Source organism: Bacillus sp. 005/A4HT-01/001 (assembly GCF_004634445.1).
Taxonomy (GTDB): Bacteria; Bacillota; Bacilli; order Bacillales; family Bacillaceae; genus Bacillus; species Bacillus altitudinis.
The window spans coordinates 1,008,818-1,028,198 of the sequence record NZ_SEIZ01000001.1; the positions used below are offsets into that span (position 1 = coordinate 1,008,818).

Below are 19,381 nucleotides of genomic sequence, written 5' to 3' on the forward strand. Positions count from 1 at the left end.
ATTATCAGTTAAAGGAGAAAATAAATGAAAAAATGGTTCGCATTGCTTATCCTTTGTATCATGACGATCACCGCAGCAGCCTGTGGTGCTGCAGAAAATAAACCGGCTTCAAACACAACCAAAAGCAAGTCAGCTGAAGCAGCAGAAACAAACATCAAATATTTAGATCAAACGTACAAACTCAAAACACCAGTGAAAAGAGTCGTCATTGCTGGAAGCCTAGAATCGATGGAAGATGCAAAACTACTTGGTATCGAGCCTATTGGTGCTTCTACTGTCGGCGGCACTTTCCCTGAATTATTTAAAGACATTACAGCAAAAACAGAAGGCATTGGGGAAAAAACAGAACCGAACCTAGAAAAAATCTTAAAACTAAAACCAGACGTGATACTCGGATCAACCAAGTTCCCGCCTGCAACAATTAAAAAACTAGATAAAGTTCAAACGACGATCCCAGTATCACATGTCTCTTCCGACTGGGAAAGCAACCTTTTATTACTCGGTGAACTGACTGGAAAAAGTGAAGAAGCGAAAAGCATCATTTCTGATTATCAGAAAGATCTCAAACAAGCGAAAGAAACCCTGAAAGACAAAAGCAACAACAAAACAGCTGTCATTTTACGCATTAGACAGGGCGACCTGTACGTGTACCCTGAAGACGTATACTTCAACTCTACTTTATATGGGGACTTAGGATTTACAGCACCAAGTGATATCAAAAAAGCCAAAGCACAAGCAATGATTTCATTGGAACGCCTAGGTGAACTCAATCCTGATTATATCTTTGTTCAATTCTCCCAAGAGGAAAACTCATCGAATCCAAATGCATTGAAGGACTTAGAGGGAAATAAAATTTGGAACAGCCTAAAAGCTGTGAAAAATGGACACATCAATGAAAATGTCGTTGATCCTATGCTTCAGGGAGGAACAGCACTAAGCAAAACCACCTTCCTTGATCAGGCTGTCAAATGGCTAGATCAAACCAACTAAAAAGATGCGCATCTTGACAAAGGGCTAAACATTTTAGTCCTTTGTTCTTCTTTTCAGCGGAGCTTGAAAACTTGAAGGAGAGAATACACATGAACGGAACGTTTCTATATGACGAATTGAACGGGCGTCAGCTTGATATTTACCTTCCACCAGACACCTCTATTGATGTTCCAGCTGTCTTTGTACAAGATGGCTCTTCTTTGTTTAGAACCCACCTGCTAGAGATCGAAAGCATGATTGAAGCCAAAACCATCTCGCCAATCATCATCGTCGGTATACACCCCTTCAATCGACTTGACGAATATACACCATGGAAAGCATCATCACTGCATTCTGGATTCCCTGACTTTAAAGGTGAGGCACAGACATATGTGTCATTTTTAGCAAATGACTTGCTTCCATATATCAAAAGAGAATACCCAGTTAAACAGACCGGTCATGAACATAGCCACGTAGGTGCTTCATTAGGTGGACTCTTTGCTATTTATACCTTATTCATGTACCCTGACCTTTTTAAAAACATCGCGTCCCTCTCCGGGTCATTTTGGTATCAAGATTTTCTATCGTTTGCTAAACAACAAAGCATTCAGTCTGTGGACCACCTTGTCTATTTGTCTGTAGGCAGTGAAGAAGGGAAAGGCAAAACATCTGCCCAACAGCACATGCCTTTATTCAACAAACAACTCCATGATCTTTTATTACAGAAAGGGATGCAGGAACGAAAGCTTCACTTTCACATTGAACAAGGAGAGGGCCACCATCTGAAACAATTTCAAAAAAATTTCTTATCGGCCATCAAGTGGTTTTATAAAAGAAAACCCAAATTTTTTATCAGCAAGTCACAAAGTCGATATGGTATATTGGAACGTATAGATTGAAAGAGGAGGGATTTGCGCATGAGACCTTTACAAATCTCAGCCGATACCGCACAAAAGCTTGCTGCATCACTCAATGTACCGTTAGAGCAAATCATGCATATGCCGCAGCACATCTTATTAGCTAAATTAGCGGAGCTTGAACAGAAGAAAGATCGTTCTTAAAGAAATAAAGGAGTTTACATTCATGGAACAACAACTAGAAAAATCAACATTTCATCCTCGCAGTACAGGGCAAACCATTTTGCTGATTGCTGGGATTTTACTCATTGCCTTTAACCTGAGGCCAGCCATTACGTCTGTTGGTCCTGTGATCGGTGCCATTCGTTCTGATTTACAGCTTTCAAATGGACTTGCTGGTTTCCTCACGACATTACCACTGCTCTCATTCGCATTGCTTTCTCCTATTGCACCTAAAATCGGAAAACGTCTTGGGAATGAACGAACACTTTGGCTTGGGCTTGCTGTCCTGCTCTTTGGGATTGTCATTCGTTCATTTGGTAGCATCACCTTTTTAATGATGGGAACGGCGCTAGTCGGCGTCGGGATTGCGATTTGTAATGTGCTTTTACCTGGACTTGTGAAACATAAATTCCCTGCACATGCTGGATTAATGACAAGCGTGTATACGACATCGATGTCCGTTTTTGCTGCACTTGCATCTGGTGTCAGCGTTCCGCTCAGTCATGCAATGCCTGGGGGCTGGAATACATCATTCCTTGTCTGGGCTGGACTTGCCCTTCTTGCGATGATGGTGTGGGCGCCGCAGCTTCTTCATCAGAACACAGCGGCTGTCAAAAGCATTTCACTCAAAGAACAGCCAATATGGCGTTCACGTGTCGCATGGCAGGTGACCTTTTTTATGGGCTTGCAATCATTCCTTTTCTACAGCAGTATCGCATGGTTTCCTGATATTTTGACATCACATGGCATGAACCTAGCGACAGCGGGATGGATGCTCTCTATTATGCAGTTCACTGGTCTGCCATCCACCTTCTTAACGCCCGTTTTTGCAGAAAAATTAAAAACGCAAAGACCGCTTGTCGTCGGCCTTGTCCTTGTGTATTTACTCGGCATGATTGGACTCCTTCTCGGAGGGTCGACGCCTATTCTTGTCATCTCTGTGCTATTCATCGGCGTCGGACAAGGGGCCAGTATCAGTCTTGCCCTCACATTTATTGGATTAAGAACAACCAATATGGAACAAGCAGCTGCCCTCTCTGGAATGGCGCAGTCACTCGGTTATTTATTAGCCGCTGTTGGTCCATTCATGATCGGTATCCTTTTTGATGTGACACATACATGGACGCCAGCCATTATCATCTTTATCATCGTCCTATTTTTCATGTTTATATCCGGTATGCGTGCTGGACGAAGCGTCTATATTTCGGATCCATCATAAACAAAGAACCCGCCTCACGAGGAGACGGGTTCTTTTCTGTTTATGCTTGTTCTGTGACGTGCACTTTTAATGTTGCTTGTACTTCTGGGTGAAGCTTCACCGGTACATTTGTGTATCCTAGCGCACGGATGGCATCATTCAACTCGATTTTACGCTTATCGAGTTTGATTTGATGTTCTTTTTGCAATTTATCAGCGATTTGTTTGCTTGTAATCGATCCAAATAGACGACCGCCTTCACCTGATTTAGCAGTGAGTTCCACTGTCAGCGCCTCAAGTGTTTCTTTTAATTGTTTCGCTTGCTCAAGCTCTTGGATGGCATTCTTTTTCTCTTTGTTTTTCTGCCCTTCCAATGCACTTAGGTTCGTTGGAGTTGCTTCAACAGCTAACCCTTGTTTGATGAGAAAGTTGTGAGCGTATCCGTCTGCTACATTTTTGACTTCGCCTTTTTTCCCTTTGCCTTTTACGTCTTTTAGAAAGATGACTTTCATCTTTGAACCCCTCCTTCGAAATATTCATCTATGGCAGCTTTTAACTTCTCTACCGCTTCTTCAATGGTTATACCATAAATCTGGGTCGCAGCGTTAGTTAAATGACCGCCGCCATCTAATGCTTCCATAATAATTTGAACGTTGATATCCCCTAACGATCTTGCACTAATACAGACCGTATCGTCATCTCGCCTTGCGACAGCAAATGATGCTTCAACCTCACTCATCGACAAGAGAGAATCAGCCGTCTGTGCGATCGTAATTTGATCATAATACTCAGATCTGTCAGACGGCAAGGAAGCAATCGCTACCTGATTTTGATACAGCTCTGTATGCTGAATGAGCTTTGCCCGTTTGATGTAATGATCGACGGTCTCTTTCAAAAACTTTTGCACAAGGACAGGATCTGCCCCTTTTGCACGAAGGTAGGATGCTGCATCGAACGTTCTTGACCCCGTTCTGAGGGAGAAACTCTTCGTATCCACGATAATCCCAGCAAGAAGTGCTGTGGCCTCAATCATGTTAATCCGCAATTTCTTCGGCTGATACTCTAACAGCTCTGTCACCAGTTCTGCTGTAGATGAAGCATACGGCTCCATATAGACAAGTAAAGGATCACGGATAAATTCCTCACCACGTCTATGGTGGTCAATGACAACGACGTTTTCGATCTTATTTAGCAGTCGTTCTTCCATCACAAGCGACGGTTTATGTGTATCTACGACCACAAGCAATGTGTCATCCTTTGCAAGCTCCATCGCTTCCTCAGGCGTGATAAAACGGGACCAAAGTTCTTCATAATTCTTAATTTCACTAATTAAGCGTTGAACGCTATCCCCAATCTGGTTGGCATCAATGACGATGTAACCTTCTTTTCCATTCGCCTGAGCAACCTTTAAAATCCCGATCGAGGCACCGATAGAGTCCATGTCGGGGAACTTATGCCCCATGATCATGACATTACCGCTTTCAGATACAATTTCTTTTAAAGCATGTGAAATGACCCGTGCGCGTACTCGTGTCCGTTTTTCCATTGGATTGGTTTTTCCACCGTAGAATTTCACTTTCCCATTCGGCTGTTTAATCGCTACCTGATCCCCGCCTCGTCCGAGGGCAAGGTCAAGACTCGACTGCGCAAGTGCGCCAAGTTCTTTTAAAGAAGGAACAGACGCACCGATTCCAATACTAAGGGTAAGTGTGGCGCTATGTGCCCCTGTTTTCTCACGAACCTCGTCTAAAATGGAAAACTTCGATGCTTCAAGCTCTGCTAAGATGCTCTCGTTTAATACAGCCATAAATCGTTCAGATGAAATTCTTTTTAAGAAAATGCCGTATTCTTGTGCCCAATTGTTTAACAGCGATGTGACTTCACTATTAATCGCGCTGCGCACCTGATCATCAAGACCCTGCGTCACATCATCATAATTGTCTAAAAAGATATAAGATAACACCGTTCGTTCATTTTCATACTGTCTTTCAATCTGCACTTGTTCCGTGACATCAAAGAAATATAAAAGGCGCTCTGACCGTTTAATAATGACTTTGAATTTCCGGTCATTCAGCGTCACATTTTCTGTCTCAACCTCTTGTTTAATAAGAGGCACAATGGATTCAAATGTATCATACAAGGATCTGCCGACAAGTGTGCTTTCATGGAAGCACGAAGCGAGAAATGGATTGGTCCATTCGATATAATACTGGTCATTAAACAGCATAATACCAATTGGCATCTCCATTAATGCTTCTTCTCCAACCTTTTTGACTCGATAGGATAATGTTGAAATATATGAATCAATCTCTTTTTGCACCTGCGTATCTGCCCACTTTAAAAAGTAGAGCACACCCGCAAGGACTAAAAGACCAACCGCTCCTATGATCCAATTAAAATAAAGGTTGAGGAGGACTGTGATCACCGCAAGGACAATTAACGCGAAGATCGGATACTTGATGACAGGTTTTCGATAGAAGCTTGGCACTGATATCAACTCCTCAACATTCAGAGTGAATTATTTGTTTTTACTTTTTCTCTTAAATCAAAGCCTATGTCAGCAATCCCTATAATACGCACAATCACACCGATTGGCGGAAAGAGAATCGTCAATACGACGGCAAAAATGGGTACCACTTTTGAGATGTTTTTTTCGTGGCAATAATAGAAGATAAAAGAAAAGCCCTGAATAAGCACCAGTATAAATAAAATTTGAAAAGCACTCGTTTGCACGAGCGATAAAAAGCTGCCTTTCTCCGGCTGAATCAGCATCAAAAGCAGTGTGAGTAAATAATACCATACCATGCTTTTTGGCAGCCGCATATCCTTAAATTTCTTAAGAGCTGGCATGTCTGGAACAAACCGTTTGATCAACGGCCGCACAAACCAATGATTGACGAAAGACATGAGCGTGACAAAAATCAAAAGCGCTACAGGTAAAGAATTTAATGCCGTATCCTGCATCTCTCTAAACTGCTTGAGTTGTTTTGCTATCTCCTGATCAGAAGCGCCAGATTGTTTTAAGGTACTCTCTACCATCGGCATGATTTGGTCAATTGATTCCTTTGCGACACCCAGTATATCTACTTGAAACAGCTGGACACTGACAACAAAGTAAATGAGAAAACTGAATAAGTAGATCAGCGCACCCGTAATAATAGCCTGACCTGGCTGCCTCCTGCTGTAGAAAACACCCATACCTATTCCAACAGCAATCAACATTGGCGCACTTAACAGCCCATTAATAGACCCAATTAAAAAGCTGATCACTATGCCAATAGCGCCAGCCGCAATTCCTTTTTTCAAGCCATGCCTGATTGTATAGAGAATGATCGGAATCGGAGCAGCCATGAAGAAAATAATGGCTAAAAGTGGCACATACAAATAAAACAGCGTCATCACCGCAAAAATACTGATCATGATAGCGCCTTCTACTAACGCTTTTGTTTGTTTCACACCTTCACCTCAATCCAATCATTTTTCTATATCTTGCTCAATGTGTACTTCTATGTATACGTACGATGTACGCTCCGTCATATCTTGACCCAACCTTTATTTTACCATAGCCGTAAATCGCAAGTAAAATGCAGGCTATTCCAAGAACGTTTCACGTGGAACAACTTAGATCGTCTTGTACATGCAACTTTTCAGACAGCATGTTACAATTTTTTAGATTATTCTTAGCTATAAACCCTGAATTCAAGGTCAAAAGCTGTTAGAATAGAAACATCATCAATAAAAGTAAGAAGGAGAATTCACATGGGAAAAACACTCGTATTCGGACACAAAAACCCTGACACAGACACGATTTGCTCTGCTATCGCTTACGCTGATCTGAAAAACAAAATTGGCGTTCAAGCAGAAGCTGTCAGACTTGGAGAAATCAATGGAGAAACACAATACGCATTAGATTTCTTTAAACAAGAAGCACCTCGTTTCATTGAAACGGCTGCAAACGAAACAAAACAAGTCATTCTTGTCGATCATAACGAATTCCAACAAAGTGTAAGCGATATTGATCAAGTACAAGTGACAGAGGTCATTGACCATCACCGTATTGCCAACTTTGAAACAAGTGAACCTCTTTACTATCGTGCTGAGCCAGTTGGCTGCACAGCAACGATCTTAAACAAAATGTACAAAGAGCACCAAGTCACAATTGAAAAAGAAATCGCTGGTTTGCTTTTGTCTGCGATCATTTCTGATTCCTTGCTATTCAAATCCCCAACATGCACACAGCAGGATGTTGATGCTGCGCATGAGCTGGCAAAAATCGCAGGAGTAGACCCTGACGTATATGGTTTAGATATGCTGAAAGCAGGAGCTGACCTAAGCCAAAAAACAGTTCAAGAATTAATCACACTGGATGCAAAAGAATTTGCACTAGGTAACAGCAAAGTCGAAATTGCACAAGTTAATACAGTTGATATTGCTGAAGTAACAGCAAGACAAGCTGACATCGAAGCAAAAATCAATGAAGTTATCGCAGCGAAAGGTCTTGATCTATTTGTTTTAGTGATCACAGACATTCTAGAAAATGATTCTCTTGCGCTTGCCCTTGGTGCTGAAGCAGCAAAAGTAGAAAAAGCATTTAATGTCACACTTGAAAACAACACTGCTTTACTCAAAAGTGTTGTATCAAGAAAGAAACAAGTCGTGCCTGCACTAACAGACGCACTTTCTTCATAAACATAAAAAGACTGCTGACATCTTCAGCAGTCTTTTTTCTTCTTTTAATGAATGTACATATCGCTGACAAGAACATCCTTTAGCACGCTTGTTGGAATCGTGAATTCAACTACACCCATGTAACCAGGCGCCACATCATATTCGTTGAAGGAAATCACCAGTTTGCCTTTTGAATTGATATAGAAACTTTGATCTGGCTGAATCTTCTTAAACGGATCAACCGTATCTTGCTTCGTCATCCAGTAAATCTTATTTGAATCCTCTTTCATCTGTTTCTTCATTTGTTCTTTAATATTTTCACTAATCACATCAATATAACGGTCATCTTTAAACAGACTTGGTAATGTAATGAGTACATGGTTTTTCTTATCCACCGTATCATATGTCATTTCCTCTGCCGCAGAAGCCTGAGTTGTCACCTTGTATCGACCTAGTGAAAGAATTTGATCATTATTTGTTCTTACTTCATATCCGCTCTCTACACTCAAATGACCATTTTTATAACCCTTTGTTTCCTTTTCAAAATCTTGATACAGCTTTTTGTTTTCAGCTAAATATTTTTGATTCAGGCTGTCTTGTAATTTTCCGTCCCCAAGCCCTGAAACGTGTGGTGTTTTGAGATCAATATTTGTTCCCTGATCGCTCTTTTTAAATTCTGTGAACGTCACGACTTTCACAAGCTCTCCAATGACGGGTACTTCTGAAATCGCTCTTGCTGCCTGCGGACTGACATTTACAGTGGTGACAAATAAAGCAGCCGCAGCAACCAGTCCGATCGTCCATTTCTGAAAATGAGGTTTCTTGTTTTTTCGTTTTAATGTCCGTTCAACCATAGCATCGTATTCCGGGGGAATAGGGATTTCTAAATATTCCTCTTTTAACTGTTCCAAATGCTTATCCATTTATATTTCCTCCTGCGATAATTCTACTTTTAAAAGCCGCAACGCCTTATATAATCTTGTTTTAATGGTGTTTTCATTTTCTCCAAGAATATGAGCAATGTCCTCTAGCTTTAAATCCTCAAAGAATCTTAATATAATGATGACCCGATACATCTCCGGCAAATCTTCTATCGCCCGTCTGACATCTTGATCCTCATAGACATCCGATTCACCCTGTGATAAAAATTCCAGCGTGTCATCGTCTGTCACTTGCACACGCTTCTTCTTTCGTAAAAAGTCGAGGGCAGCGTTTACGACGATTTTATAAAACCAGCTATGCATCTTAGTCGCATCCTCTAATCGGTGAACAGATTTGAGTGCTTTATGAATCGCCTCTTGAACGACATCCATCGCATCTTCTGGGTTTTTGACATAGCTATAGGACAATCGATAAAAACTGTGTTTATGCTCCATTACGTAATCCGCAAATTGATCATCAATCTTTCGTTTCTTCATTTTACAAAGAGCTCCTTTATCTTAAATGCGCATCTGTTATTTCTTACATTGGATAGACGCGCATCTGTTAAAAATAGTTTGCGCTCCATTATTTTTTTAACATGTCATCCCATTTACGTTTCTATACAAAAAGAGCGAACCTGACGGGTTCACTCTTTTAAAGCCGTTATTTTTTGATAAACAAATGGTTTGAGTGGTGATAGCGGATGAATGATGGACACTCCTGTTTCCTGCTCCACCTGCTTTGCAGCGTGAACCATCGAGAGCTGCATCACACAAATATCTCCATGCTGCTGCTTCACAGATTGCCTTAACTGTTCCATGATTCGCTCATGGTAGGCTTGTATATCACCGTTCAAGCAAAGATGAAAGACATCCTCTAGCACAACCACTTCTGCCTTCAACTGCTTTCCCCGCTCTTTTACATATGAAGACAGTCGCTTCATCGTTCCTTCTACTGTATCTGGGTTTGAAAACACCAGCTGAAGCGGACCCTCTCGCTCACAAATCTGCTCAAATAACGGCTCATCTATCGGAACAATTGGTTGTTTGAACAGGTGCTGCTGCTCCCCCAAAGCCGCAATGTATTGTGTACACGTTAATAAAACAAGATCAGCCTCTCCTTCTTGCATGAGTCTGTTGATGGCATAGGTTTGCTGCTGCTCAAGATCAAATGCGGGATCTTGTTTGGCTCGTTCCATAAATGATGAATCGACGATGTGATGCAGATCAAATCCTGTGTCATAGAAAGCGTCGTCAATGTAAGAAATATTAGATGGATGTGCGTGAAGGCAGTGTAATCGAATCATTAGGTCCGCTCCTCATAAAAGTTTTCACTCATTATATCAATCCTTGTATGAAATAGGGAGCAACATGACCATATTGTTAGGGAGATATTGAAGGAGGGATTCTACCTTGAAAGAAGATCAACAGCCTAAATCATCTTCAGAGTCAGAAGAAACCTTGACGAATCGACAAGGTCACCCGGTAACAGATAATCAAAACATGAGAACCGTTGGGAATAGAGGACCGACTACGCTTGAAAACTACGATTTCCTAGAGAAAATCAGTCATTTTGATCGTGAACGCATCCCTGAACGTGTCGTTCACGCACGAGGTGCCGGCGCACACGGATACTTTGAAGCCTACGGTACATTCGGTGACGAACCCATTTCCACTTATACAAGAGCCAAATTATTTCAAGAGAAAGGAAAAAAGACCCCTGTCTTCGTTCGATTCTCTTCTGTTATTCACGGCGGACATTCACCAGAAACTTTACGCGATCCGCGGGGATTTGCGATCAAATTTTATACAGAAGACGGCAACTGGGATCTCGTTGGGAACAACCTCAAAATTTTCTTTATTCGAGATGCTTTGAAATTCCCTGATTTGGTTCATGCCTTTAAGCCTGATCCTGTCACCAATCGTCAGGATGGCGAGCGCATTTTTGATTTCGTTTCACAATCACCTGAAGCAACACATATGGTGACATTTCTCTTCTCACCATGGGGCATTCCCGCCACATACCGGCACATGCAAGGCTCTGGCGTCCATGCCTATAAATGGGTGAATCATGAAGGAAAAGCAGTACTGGTCAAATATCACTTTGAACCGAAGCAAGGGATTCGCAACCTGACACAAGAACAAGCCCAAGCCATTCAAGGGGAAAACTTTAATCATGCCACACAGGATTTATATGAAGCCATTGAACAAGGGGATCATCCTGAATGGGAAGTATACGCTCAAATCATGGAAGATGACACCCACCCCCATCTAGACTTTGATCCACTCGATCCGACAAAGCTCTGGTACAAGGATGACTATCCATGGAAACCGATCGGACGAATGGTGCTAAACAAAAATCCAGAAAATTATTTTGCTGAAGTGGAACAGGTTGCCTTTGGGACAGGGGTTCTTGTAGACGGATTAGATTTCTCAGATGATAAATTGCTGCAAGGACGTACCTTCTCATACTCTGATACGCAGCGATATCGTGTGGGGCCAAATTATTTACAGCTGCCGATCAATGCACCGAAAAAGCATGTTGCCACCAATCAGCGAGATGGGCAAATGGAATATCATGTGGATCAAGGAAAAGGACAAAACCCCCATGTGAATTATGAACCGTCCATTCTCGGGGGATTAAAAGAAGCGCAGCAAGATGGAAAGGATCATACGCCTTTTGTAGAGGGTGAAGTCAAACGAGAAGCCATTGACCGCCCGAACAATTTCGGACAAGCGGGAGAAACCTATCGCCGCTTCAATGATTGGGAACGTGAGGAACTGATTAAAAACTTAGTCAACACCTTAGCTACCTGCCAAAAAGATATCCAAGACCAAATGATCGAAAACTTTACAAAAGCTGATCCTGACTACGGAAAACGTGTGGCCGATGGCTTAAAAGCCTTCAAACAAGAGGAGCCAAGCGGACCAATTGGATCAACAGGCGCGGCACAGGCTGTCAACGATGCGATCAACAACAGCACCCCTTCAGATCCTTATTAATGAAAAAAGAATGCAGCGGAGTGGCTGCATTCTTTTTGTATACATCTATTAAGCGTTTTGACCTTTTTTGATCCATTCTGCTACATTCACTGTACGTTTCGCCTGATGTTTTGCGGCTGCTTCTGCATCCTCTTGGATCTTTCCATTTTGGTCAACAGTCACACTCACACCATAAGGGTTACCCCCTGCGCCGTATAGGGAATCATCCGTGTAGCCAGGAGCGGCAATAATAGCTCCCCAGTGGAACATCGTTGTATACAGGCTCAGAACCGTCTGCTCCTGTCCGCCATTTGGGTTTTGTGCAGATGTCATCGCACTCACTGCTTTGTTTGCTAGTTTCCCTTGGAACCATAAACCGCCTGTTGTGTCTAAGAATTGCTTCATTTGAGCCGGTAAGTTACCGAAACGTGTCGGCATGCTGAAAATAATGGCATCTGCCCACTCTAAGTCACTTAACTGAACCTCAGGGACATCTTTTGTTTCATCTAAATGTGCTTTCCATGCTGGATTTGATGCAACAACTGCTTCTGGTGCCAATTCAGGAACCTTTAAAATTTTGACTTCAGCACCAGCTTCTTTCGCTCCAGCCTCCGCCCATTTCGCCATCTGATAGTTTGTACCTGTTGAACTATAATAAATAATCGCTAGTTTTACGTTTTCCACTTGTTCCATCTCCTTTTGTTTGGTTTGCCCAAAAAGCTTCTGTAAAAATCCCACCTGTATTCCCCACCTTATTTAAATTGACGACGATACCACAATGCCGCAGCATCGACTTCTTCTCTCGTTAGCTGATGTCCACGATTTTCCCAATGAAGCGTTACGGATGCTCCCGCCTCCTGAAGCAGTTGCTCCAGTTCCTGAGATTCCTCAGGACGGCACATTGGATCATTTTCACCAGCTGCTATAAAGACTTGTTTCCCCGCTAATGAAGGTAATGAAACCCCTCGTCTTGGGACCATTGGATGATGCAGGATCGCTCCTTTCAGCGCATCTCCATAATGGAATAACAGACTTCCAGCAATATTCGCCCCGTTTGAATAGCCGATGGCTACAACATTGTGACGATCAAATCCATACTTATCTGCTGCTTCCCCGATAAATGTATATAATTCCTCTGTACGCTCAATTAAATCTTGCTCATCAAAAACACCCTCTGCCAAACGCCTGAAAAAACGCGGCATGCCGTTTTCTGATACATTTCCTCTCACACTAAGAACAGATGCTTCAGGGTCTACCACTTCTGCAAGCGGCAATAAGTCTTGCTCTGTCCCGCCAGTTCCATGCAGCATGAGAAGGACAGGTTTTTGTTCATTCTTTCCTTTTTGAAAAAGATGCTTCATCATGAATCTCCTTTCCCTTTGATTTCTCTTACCTCAATCGGCAGCACGATTTGTTCAATTTGACTACGCTGCGCCTCATATTGCGGCGGCAGTTTCAACGCTTCACCCATCGTTTCCACAGATTCATCGTGTGCAAACCCTGGAGGATCGGTCGCAATCTCAAATAATATGCCGCCAAGCTCTCTAAAATAAATGGCATTGAAATAATTTCGATCTTGCACAGGCGTCACTTGATATCCGCTTTGCGCAACATGTCTTTGCCAATCTAATTGATCCTGATCATCTGTTGCTCTCCACGCAATATGATGTACAACACCCACGCCCATACGTCCTCGTGCAACAGGTGTCTTGTTCACATCAATGACATTGCCGATTTCTCCAAACGAACGGAATCTCACATAATCTCCTTCCGTGCCGACTTTTTCAAGTCCCATCGTTTGCTCTAGCAACTGCATCGTTTGCTCAGGCTGTGAAGTTAATAAAACAGCTCCGCCAAACCCTTTAATTGCTACTTCTGGTGTCACCCCATTAAATGTCCAGTCATTCTGTTTTCCTTCTTCACGCTCTACAAGTTCTATCAATAAACCGTGCGGATCTTCAAAAGAGAGAAAGGCCTCACCAAAGCGTTCAATCATTTCATAAGAAACGTCAAACTGCTCAAGCCGTTCCTTCCAAAAAGAGAAGGCACCGGTCGGTACGACATATGTTGTCACACCTACTTGACCTGCTCCAATTTGTCCCTTTTGTGCACCTGGCCAAGGGAAAAACGTAATAATGGTACCTGGAGAACCTCCTTCATTTCCAAAATATAAATGGTATGTGCCTGGATCATCAAAATTGACGGTCTTTTTCACGAGACGCAGACCTAAAACACTTGCATAAAAATCAACGTTCTCCTGAGGATGACCAACAATTGCTGTGATATGGTGAATTCCTGCTGTTTTCTTCACTTCTAATGACCTCCTCTTCATGACGTAACATGTCCCTACTCATTATGTCTTGACTGACGCTTTTATATTATCTCGAATTCGAGATATATGACTAAAAAATATATTTATCTCGAATTAAGGATATTCCTTTTTGAAATAGATGTCAATGATTTTTGTTTTTTTCTTTTCAAAAGCAGGCCGCTTTGTTATAGCAGACCTGCTTTCCCTTGATTATTGAAGCAATTTTTTCTTTTTTAAATAGGCTTCGGCTACTTGGAATGCATCTTTCCCCTTCACATTGACTTCGTAATTCATTTCTCTCATCTCATCATCTGTGATTTGACCAGCGAGCTTGTTGAGAGAGGCCTCAATCTCAGGATACTCTTTTAATGTCTCCTGTCTTAGCAAGGGCGCTCCTTGATAGGGCGGGAAAATATGCTTGTCATCATCAAGCACCTTCAACTTGTATTGTCTCAATTCACTGTCTGTCGAATACGCATCGACCAACTGAATATTCCCTTTTTGAATGGCGCGATATCGAAGTTTCGGTTCCATCGTGACCACATCGTCAAAAGAAAACTGATAAGCTTTTTGAATGCCTAAATATCCATCCTGACGATCAGAAAACTCTAAAGTAAAGCCAGCACGTATGCGATTCTTGATTTGACCCAGATCTGAAATCTTTGATAAATCATATTGATCCGCTAGTGATTGAGGCACGGCTAAAGCATATGTATTGTTATAAGCCATCGGCTGAAGAAGCTGAAGCTGAAAGGATGACGCCAAACCTTGGCGCGCTTGCTCATACACTTTTTCCTTATCCGTGCTTTTCGCTGTTTCTTTCAGAAATTCAGAAATCGCTGTCCCTGTAAATTCAGGATAGATGTCAATATCACCAGACCGCAGTGCTTGAAAAACAAAGGACGTCTTACCAAGACCAGGCTTAAGATTGACTTGGATATCTGTATCCTGCTCAATTAAAAGCTTATACATGGAGATCAAAATTTCAGGCTCTGACCCCAGCTTCCCTCCAATGGTGATCTCTTTCTTTTCTTGTTGAAACAGCAATGGGGCAGCGACAACTGCTCCTGCTATTACAGCAAAGACCGTCACAGAGATCACGGTTTTTTTAAAGGAGATTTTCTCAAGTGTCCGCAAAACCACATCAAATAAGAGCGCAAGTAATGCAGCTGGAATAGCACCAATGATGATCAAAGACATATCATTTCGATCAATTCCAAGCAGAATCAGACTCCCTAATCCGCCTGCCCCAATAAGAGCTGCAAGAGTGGCTGTCCCTACAATAAGAACCATCCCTGTTCGGATACCTGCCATGATCACAGGCATAGCAAGAGGGAGTTCTACTTTTAATAAGCGTTTGCGGTGATTCATTCCCATAGCGAGCGCCGCTTCTCGCAGCGACGGATCGACCTCACGAATGCCTGTATATGTGTTTCTTAAAATAGGAAGAAGAGCATAGACGACAAGAGCGATAATTGCGGGCACTTGACCAATCCCAACGAGAGGAATCAGAAGTCCAAGCAGCGCCAAAGACGGAATTGTCTGCAAGACAGCCGTCACCCCAATGATCCACTCTGCTATCTTAGGGACTCTCGTTAAATAAATCCCTAAAGGAATGGCAATCAAAATCGCTAGAAATAACGCAATGAAGGAAATTTGAATATGCTCAAGTAAGGCGTGTCCGAGCTGATCTTTTCGAGCCCATAGCACACTGATCCATTCATTCATGTGTCTCGCCCCTCTCAGCAGAAGTACCGGCTAAATACTGAATCACCGCTTGACGAGTGATGAGCCCGATCCGTTCCCCATCCTTTTCAACAACAAGCTCTTCATGCTCTGCCAGTCGAGATAGAACCTCTTCCAGCGTCGCATGGATGGAGACCGCCTCATCGCCTAACAGATCATCTTGAGGCATGGGCTGATAAATAGTTGTCAGCTCAAATGCTTGATGGTCTACATGACGGGCAGCTCCTGAAACAAACTCCCGCACAAATGGATTAACTGGATGCTGAATCAATTCCTCTGGGCGTCCAACCTGCACCACTTTTCCTTCATTCATCACACATATTCGATCTCCAAGCTTCATGGCTTCCTGCATATCATGTGTCACAAAAACGATGGTCTTTTGAATACGGCGCTGTAACTCAAGCAGATCATCTTGTAATTTCTCTCTCGTCAGTGGATCTAACGCACTAAAAGGTTCATCCATTAGGACAATCTCAGGATCAGCAGCAAGTGCCCGTGCTACGCCGACTCGCTGCTGCTGTCCTCCTGAAAGCTCTGCTGGCTTTCGATGTCGATAGGTAGAAGGCTCAAGCCCCACCATGAACATCAACTCATCAACACGCTGATTCGTCTCAGTCCGCTTCCATTGTTTCAGCTCTGGCACTACAGCAATATTCTCTTCTATGGTCATATGAGGGAACAACGCTATTTGCTGAAGCACATAACCAATATCCCAGCGCAGCTCATAAATATCATAATCGCTGATGGTTCGACCCTTTATGTAAATCTCACCTTCTGTAGAAGAGATGAGACGATTAATCATTTTCAAAGTCGTCGTTTTCCCGCTTCCACTAGGTCCAATCAATACAAAAAATTCACCTTTCTGAATCTCCAAATCAACAGATTGAACGGCATAGCGGTCATCAGAAAATTGCATCGATACATTCTTAAATTCAATCATCTTCCCACGCCCTGACTGCAAGTATATTTTAAAATACCAATATGACAGATTAACCTAGTATTTGTATAGAACAAACTGTCACGTTAACTCTCTTTTTACATACTTCCCCTAGTTAGACTGCCAGAAACGACTTTCTCATAAAAGTGAGACAAATAAAAAAAGCGAAGAGCTCAAGGCCCTTCGCTTTTAAGTCAACGACTTACTCACCAGTAACGTATGGAAGTAATGCCATTTGACGTGATTTTTTAATCGCTAATGTCAATTTACGTTGATACTTAGCGCTAGTTCCTGTTACACGACGAGGTAAAATTTTACCACGCTCAGAAACAAACTTTCTAAGAAGATCAACATCTTTGTAATCGATGTGCGTGATTCCGTTAGAAGTAAAGAAACATACTTTACGACGTTTCGCACGACCGCCTCTGCGTCCACCTGCCATTTGTTTTCACACCTTTCCTTTGGTCATTTTTTTCAGATCAATTAGAATGGCAAATCATCATCGGAGATGTCAATCGGTTTACCATCATTCGCAAATGGGTCATCATTGAAGCTATTTCCCTGATTACGATTTTGGTTGTTTTGATTGCCATATGGATTTTGACTTGGTTCATTTCCAAATGGATTCTGATCATTTTGGCTGCCGCCATAATACTGGCCTCCGCTATTGCCACCGCCGCTGTATCCACCTGAACCAGCACCGCCGCTTTTAGGCTCAAGAAATTGAACACTTTCAGCTTGAACTTCTGTCACGAAGACACGCTGTCCTTGCTGGTTTTCATAGTTTCTTGTCTGCAAGCGACCGTCTACACCGGCAAGACTTCCTTTTTTCAAGAAATTAGCCACGTTCTCGGCTTGTCTTCTCCAAGTAACACAGTTAATGAAATCGGCTTCACGCTCTCCAGATTGATTCGTAAACGTACGATTCACAGCTAGAGTAAACGTGGCTACAGCCGCACCATTAGGCGTGTAGCGAAGCTCAGGGTCTTTTGTTAGTCTTCCGACCAATACAACACGGTTTAGCATATTGAAAGACCACCTTTAAATATATATTTCAATGATTTATTCTTCTTCTTTAACAACAATGTGGCGAATGATATCGTCACTGATCTTAGCTAAGCGGTCAAATTCTTGAACTGCTGCAGCGTCAGATTGAACGTTTACGATTTGGTAGAAGCCTTCACGAAAATCATTGATTTCGTATGCAAGACGACGTTTACCCCAATCCTTTGTTCCAGTGATCTCCGCACCGTTAGAAGTTAACACGTTATTAAAACGGTCGATAACTGCTTTTTTAGCCTCATCGTCAACTGTTGGGCGGATGATGTACATAACTTCGTACTTTCTCATCTGATTGCACCTCCTTTTGGTCTAAGCGGCCCTATACGGGCAAGGAGCAATAAATTATATTACTCACAATTGTATATTATAACAAATTACTTTGCCTATGACAAGAACCTATACGTTAAAACGGAAATGAATGACGTCTCCATCTTTCACTATATATTCTTTACCTTCTAAACGAACTTTTCCTGCTTCTTTTGCAGCAGACATACTTCCGCCAGCTAGTAAATCTTCATAAGCAACCGTTTCAGCACGAATAAATCCACGCTCGAAGTCCGTATGAATGATTCCAGCACATTCCGGCGCCTTCATTCCTTTTTTAAATGTCCAAGCACGTACTTCTTGCTCACCTGCTGTGAAATACGTAGCTAAACCTAGAAGTGAATAAGACGCTTTAATCAACTGATCTAGACCTGATTCTTTAATGCCAAGCTCTTCAAGGAACATTTGCTTCTCTTCTCCTTCAAGCTCTGCAATTTCAGACTCAATCTTCGCACAAACAACGATGACTTCAGCGTTTTCGCCAGATGCAAACTCACGAATTTGCTGTACATATTCGTTTCCGTCCTGATCTGCTACTTCGTCCTCACTCACATTTGCTACATACAGAATAGGTTTTGACGTGAGTAAATGAAGTTGCTTCACAAGCTTCTGCTGCTCATCTGTAAATTCAACCGATCTTGCAGATTTTCCAGCTTCAAATGCGTCCTTCAGCTTTTCCAAAATATCAAATTCAGCTACCGCTTCCTTATCTTTTTGTTTCGCAAGCTTACTCACACGAGTTAAACGCTTTTCAACTGTTTCTAGATCAGCCAAAATCAATTCTAAATTAATCGTTTCAATATCTGACACTGGGTCAACCTTACCTGACACATGTGTAATGTTATCATCAGCAAATGCTCTCACCACGTGACAGATTGCATCTACTTGACGAATGTGAGAAAGGAATTTATTCCCTAAACCTTCTCCTTTAGATGCCCCTTTCACAATACCAGCAATATCAGTGAATTCGAAAGCAGTCGGAACTGTCTTTTTTGGCTGCACTAATTCTGTCAGTTTTTGCAAACGCTCGTCTGGAACTTCTACAATTCCGACGTTTGGATCAATGGTACAGAACGGATAGTTAGCAGACTCCGCTCCAGCCTGTGTAATTGCATTAAATAGCGTTGACTTCCCGACGTTAGGTAAGCCAACAATACCAGCTGTTAAAGCCATTCTTTCATCTCCT

At 42.3% G+C, this 19,381-nt stretch carries 21 protein-coding genes; 6 read left to right on the forward strand and 15 right to left on the reverse strand.

The genetic code is table 11. The features are described from left to right. Window positions 1–24 precede the first annotated feature (24 nt). The 4 genes from ES896_RS05280 to ES896_RS05295 all read left to right on the forward strand — a co-directional run bounded on the left by ES896_RS05280 (window position 25) and on the right by ES896_RS05295 (window position 3,267). Window positions 25–990 carry an iron-hydroxamate ABC transporter substrate-binding protein gene (locus ES896_RS05280; RefSeq protein WP_017359887.1) on the forward strand — a complete coding sequence of 322 codons (966 nt, stop codon included), beginning with the start codon at window positions 25–27 and terminating at the stop codon, window positions 988–990. 89 nt (window positions 991–1,079) lie between these two features. Next, complete coding sequence (locus tag ES896_RS05285; RefSeq protein WP_025208333.1) at window positions 1,080–1,868, forward strand: alpha/beta hydrolase; 789 nt, start codon at window positions 1,080–1,082, stop codon at window positions 1,866–1,868. 18 nt (window positions 1,869–1,886) lie between these two features. Further along, window positions 1,887–2,030 (forward strand): YycC family protein, encoded by a 144-nt coding sequence (locus ES896_RS05290; protein WP_008347524.1) that lies wholly within the window; start codon window positions 1,887–1,889, stop codon window positions 2,028–2,030. A gap of 22 nt (window positions 2,031–2,052) precedes the next feature. After that, entirely contained in the window at window positions 2,053–3,267 is a 1,215-nt protein-coding gene (locus ES896_RS05295; protein WP_017368453.1) for a CynX/NimT family MFS transporter, read from the forward strand. 40 nt (window positions 3,268–3,307) lie between these two features. Here the strand turns inward: ES896_RS05295 and rplI are convergent, their stop codons facing one another. The 3 genes from rplI to ES896_RS05310 are packed head-to-tail and all read right to left on the reverse strand — an operon-like array spanning window position 3,308 to window position 6,701. After that, window positions 3,308–3,757 (reverse strand): 50S ribosomal protein L9, encoded by a 450-nt coding sequence (gene rplI / locus ES896_RS05300; protein WP_007497423.1) that lies wholly within the window; start codon window positions 3,755–3,757, stop codon window positions 3,308–3,310. Then, complete coding sequence (locus ES896_RS05305) at window positions 3,754–5,733, reverse strand: DHH family phosphoesterase (RefSeq protein WP_017359884.1); 1,980 nt, start codon at window positions 5,731–5,733, stop codon at window positions 3,754–3,756. The genes rplI and ES896_RS05305 overlap by 4 nt, the downstream gene beginning before the upstream one ends. 20 nt (window positions 5,734–5,753) lie before the next feature. Next, entirely contained in the window at window positions 5,754–6,701 is a 948-nt protein-coding gene (locus ES896_RS05310; protein ID WP_135226525.1) for a YybS family protein, read from the reverse strand. Between the two features lie 303 nt (window positions 6,702–7,004). Here ES896_RS05310 and ES896_RS05315 point away from each other — a divergent pair, with 303 nt between their 5' ends. Further along, window positions 7,005–7,934 carry a manganese-dependent inorganic pyrophosphatase gene (locus ES896_RS05315; RefSeq protein WP_135226526.1) on the forward strand — a complete coding sequence of 310 codons (930 nt, stop codon included), beginning with the start codon at window positions 7,005–7,007 and terminating at the stop codon, window positions 7,932–7,934. Between the two features lie 44 nt (window positions 7,935–7,978). Here ES896_RS05315 and rsiV read toward each other — a convergent pair whose 3' ends face one another. The 3 genes from rsiV to ES896_RS05330 form a co-directional block, all read right to left on the reverse strand. Beyond that, complete coding sequence (gene rsiV / locus ES896_RS05320; protein ID WP_048001995.1) at window positions 7,979–8,836, reverse strand: anti-sigma-V factor RsiV; 858 nt, start codon at window positions 8,834–8,836, stop codon at window positions 7,979–7,981. Beyond that, window positions 8,837–9,331: an RNA polymerase sigma factor gene (locus ES896_RS05325; RefSeq protein ID WP_007497431.1), complete on the reverse strand. Its 495-nt coding sequence runs from the start codon at window positions 9,329–9,331 to the stop codon at window positions 8,837–8,839. A 149-nt stretch (window positions 9,332–9,480) separates the two neighbouring features. Then, on the reverse strand, window positions 9,481–10,140 hold the full coding sequence (locus ES896_RS05330; RefSeq protein WP_060832808.1) for a hypothetical protein: 660 nt from the start codon (window positions 10,138–10,140) through the stop codon (window positions 9,481–9,483). 196 nt (window positions 10,141–10,336) lie between these two features. Between ES896_RS05330 and katX the strand changes: the two genes are divergently transcribed. Then, window positions 10,337–11,836: a catalase KatX gene (gene katX / locus ES896_RS05335; protein WP_230677060.1), complete on the forward strand. Its 1,500-nt coding sequence runs from the start codon at window positions 10,337–10,339 to the stop codon at window positions 11,834–11,836. A 48-nt stretch (window positions 11,837–11,884) separates the two neighbouring features. On the opposite strand, the gene wrbA is transcribed toward katX, so the two are convergent. From wrbA to ychF, 9 genes are all read right to left on the reverse strand, one after another. Next, window positions 11,885–12,508, reverse strand: a complete 624-nt coding sequence (gene wrbA, locus ES896_RS05340; RefSeq protein WP_045034926.1) for an NAD(P)H:quinone oxidoreductase — start codon at window positions 12,506–12,508, stop codon at window positions 11,885–11,887. A 59-nt stretch (window positions 12,509–12,567) separates the two neighbouring features. After that, window positions 12,568–13,179, reverse strand: coding sequence for an alpha/beta hydrolase (locus tag ES896_RS05345; protein ID WP_024718443.1), 612 nt, complete (start codon window positions 13,177–13,179; stop codon window positions 12,568–12,570). Further along, the gene (locus tag ES896_RS05350) at window positions 13,176–14,147 is read right to left on the reverse strand and encodes a ring-cleaving dioxygenase (protein WP_171465983.1); all 972 of its coding nucleotides are present in this window, start codon (window positions 14,145–14,147) and stop codon (window positions 13,176–13,178) included. Before ES896_RS05350 ends, ES896_RS05345 begins: the two co-directional genes overlap by 4 nt. A 189-nt stretch (window positions 14,148–14,336) precedes the next feature. Continuing rightward, on the reverse strand, window positions 14,337–15,854 hold the full coding sequence (locus tag ES896_RS05355; RefSeq protein ID WP_135226527.1) for an ABC transporter permease/substrate-binding protein: 1,518 nt from the start codon (window positions 15,852–15,854) through the stop codon (window positions 14,337–14,339). Further along, window positions 15,847–16,812 carry an ABC transporter ATP-binding protein gene (locus ES896_RS05360; protein ID WP_035704107.1) on the reverse strand — a complete coding sequence of 322 codons (966 nt, stop codon included), beginning with the start codon at window positions 16,810–16,812 and terminating at the stop codon, window positions 15,847–15,849. The genes ES896_RS05355 and ES896_RS05360 overlap by 8 nt, the downstream gene beginning before the upstream one ends. Window positions 16,813–17,011: 199 nt before the next feature. Further along, window positions 17,012–17,251 carry a 30S ribosomal protein S18 gene (gene rpsR / locus ES896_RS05365; RefSeq protein ID WP_008347556.1) on the reverse strand — a complete coding sequence of 80 codons (240 nt, stop codon included), beginning with the start codon at window positions 17,249–17,251 and terminating at the stop codon, window positions 17,012–17,014. A gap of 41 nt (window positions 17,252–17,292) precedes the next feature. After that, on the reverse strand, window positions 17,293–17,835 hold the full coding sequence (ssbA, locus tag ES896_RS05370) for a single-stranded DNA-binding protein SsbA (protein WP_007497456.1): 543 nt from the start codon (window positions 17,833–17,835) through the stop codon (window positions 17,293–17,295). A 36-nt stretch (window positions 17,836–17,871) separates the two neighbouring features. After that, complete coding sequence (rpsF, locus tag ES896_RS05375) at window positions 17,872–18,159, reverse strand: 30S ribosomal protein S6 (RefSeq protein WP_008347557.1); 288 nt, start codon at window positions 18,157–18,159, stop codon at window positions 17,872–17,874. A gap of 108 nt (window positions 18,160–18,267) precedes the next feature. Then, entirely contained in the window at window positions 18,268–19,368 is a 1,101-nt protein-coding gene (gene ychF / locus ES896_RS05380) for a redox-regulated ATPase YchF (RefSeq protein WP_007497458.1), read from the reverse strand. Between the last annotated feature and the right edge of the window lie 13 nt (window positions 19,369–19,381).

Excerpts from the sequence above, each read along its gene's own strand:
- ES896_RS05280 (WP_017359887.1), top strand. The coding sequence starts at position 25 with ATGAAAAAATGGTTCGCATTGCTTATCCTTTGTATCATGACGATCACC.
- ES896_RS05285 (WP_025208333.1), top strand. The coding sequence starts at position 1,080 with ATGAACGGAACGTTTCTATATGACGAATTGAACGGGCGTCAGCTTGAT.
- ES896_RS05290 (WP_008347524.1), top strand. The coding sequence starts at position 1,887 with ATGAGACCTTTACAAATCTCAGCCGATACCGCACAAAAGCTTGCTGCA.
- ES896_RS05295 (WP_017368453.1), top strand. The coding sequence starts at position 2,053 with ATGGAACAACAACTAGAAAAATCAACATTTCATCCTCGCAGTACAGGG.
- rplI (WP_007497423.1), bottom strand. The coding sequence starts at position 3,757 with ATGAAAGTCATCTTTCTAAAAGACGTAAAAGGCAAAGGGAAAAAAGGC.
- ES896_RS05315 (WP_135226526.1), top strand. The coding sequence starts at position 7,005 with ATGGGAAAAACACTCGTATTCGGACACAAAAACCCTGACACAGACACG.
- rsiV (WP_048001995.1), bottom strand. The coding sequence starts at position 8,836 with ATGGATAAGCATTTGGAACAGTTAAAAGAGGAATATTTAGAAATCCCT.
- ES896_RS05325 (WP_007497431.1), bottom strand. The coding sequence starts at position 9,331 with ATGAAGAAACGAAAGATTGATGATCAATTTGCGGATTACGTAATGGAG.
- ES896_RS05330 (WP_060832808.1), bottom strand. The coding sequence starts at position 10,140 with ATGATTCGATTACACTGCCTTCACGCACATCCATCTAATATTTCTTAC.
- katX (WP_230677060.1), top strand. The coding sequence starts at position 10,337 with ATGAGAACCGTTGGGAATAGAGGACCGACTACGCTTGAAAACTACGAT.
- wrbA (WP_045034926.1), bottom strand. The coding sequence starts at position 12,508 with ATGGAACAAGTGGAAAACGTAAAACTAGCGATTATTTATTATAGTTCA.
- ES896_RS05345 (WP_024718443.1), bottom strand. The coding sequence starts at position 13,179 with ATGATGAAGCATCTTTTTCAAAAAGGAAAGAATGAACAAAAACCTGTC.
- ES896_RS05350 (WP_171465983.1), bottom strand. The coding sequence starts at position 14,147 with ATGAAGAGGAGGTCATTAGAAGTGAAGAAAACAGCAGGAATTCACCAT.
- ES896_RS05355 (WP_135226527.1), bottom strand. The coding sequence starts at position 15,854 with ATGAATGAATGGATCAGTGTGCTATGGGCTCGAAAAGATCAGCTCGGA.
- ES896_RS05360 (WP_035704107.1), bottom strand. The coding sequence starts at position 16,812 with ATGATTGAATTTAAGAATGTATCGATGCAATTTTCTGATGACCGCTAT.
- rpsR (WP_008347556.1), bottom strand. The coding sequence starts at position 17,251 with ATGGCAGGTGGACGCAGAGGCGGTCGTGCGAAACGTCGTAAAGTATGT.
- ssbA (WP_007497456.1), bottom strand. The coding sequence starts at position 17,835 with ATGCTAAACCGTGTTGTATTGGTCGGAAGACTAACAAAAGACCCTGAG.
- rpsF (WP_008347557.1), bottom strand. The coding sequence starts at position 18,159 with ATGAGAAAGTACGAAGTTATGTACATCATCCGCCCAACAGTTGACGAT.
- ychF (WP_007497458.1), bottom strand. The coding sequence starts at position 19,368 with ATGGCTTTAACAGCTGGTATTGTTGGCTTACCTAACGTCGGGAAGTCA.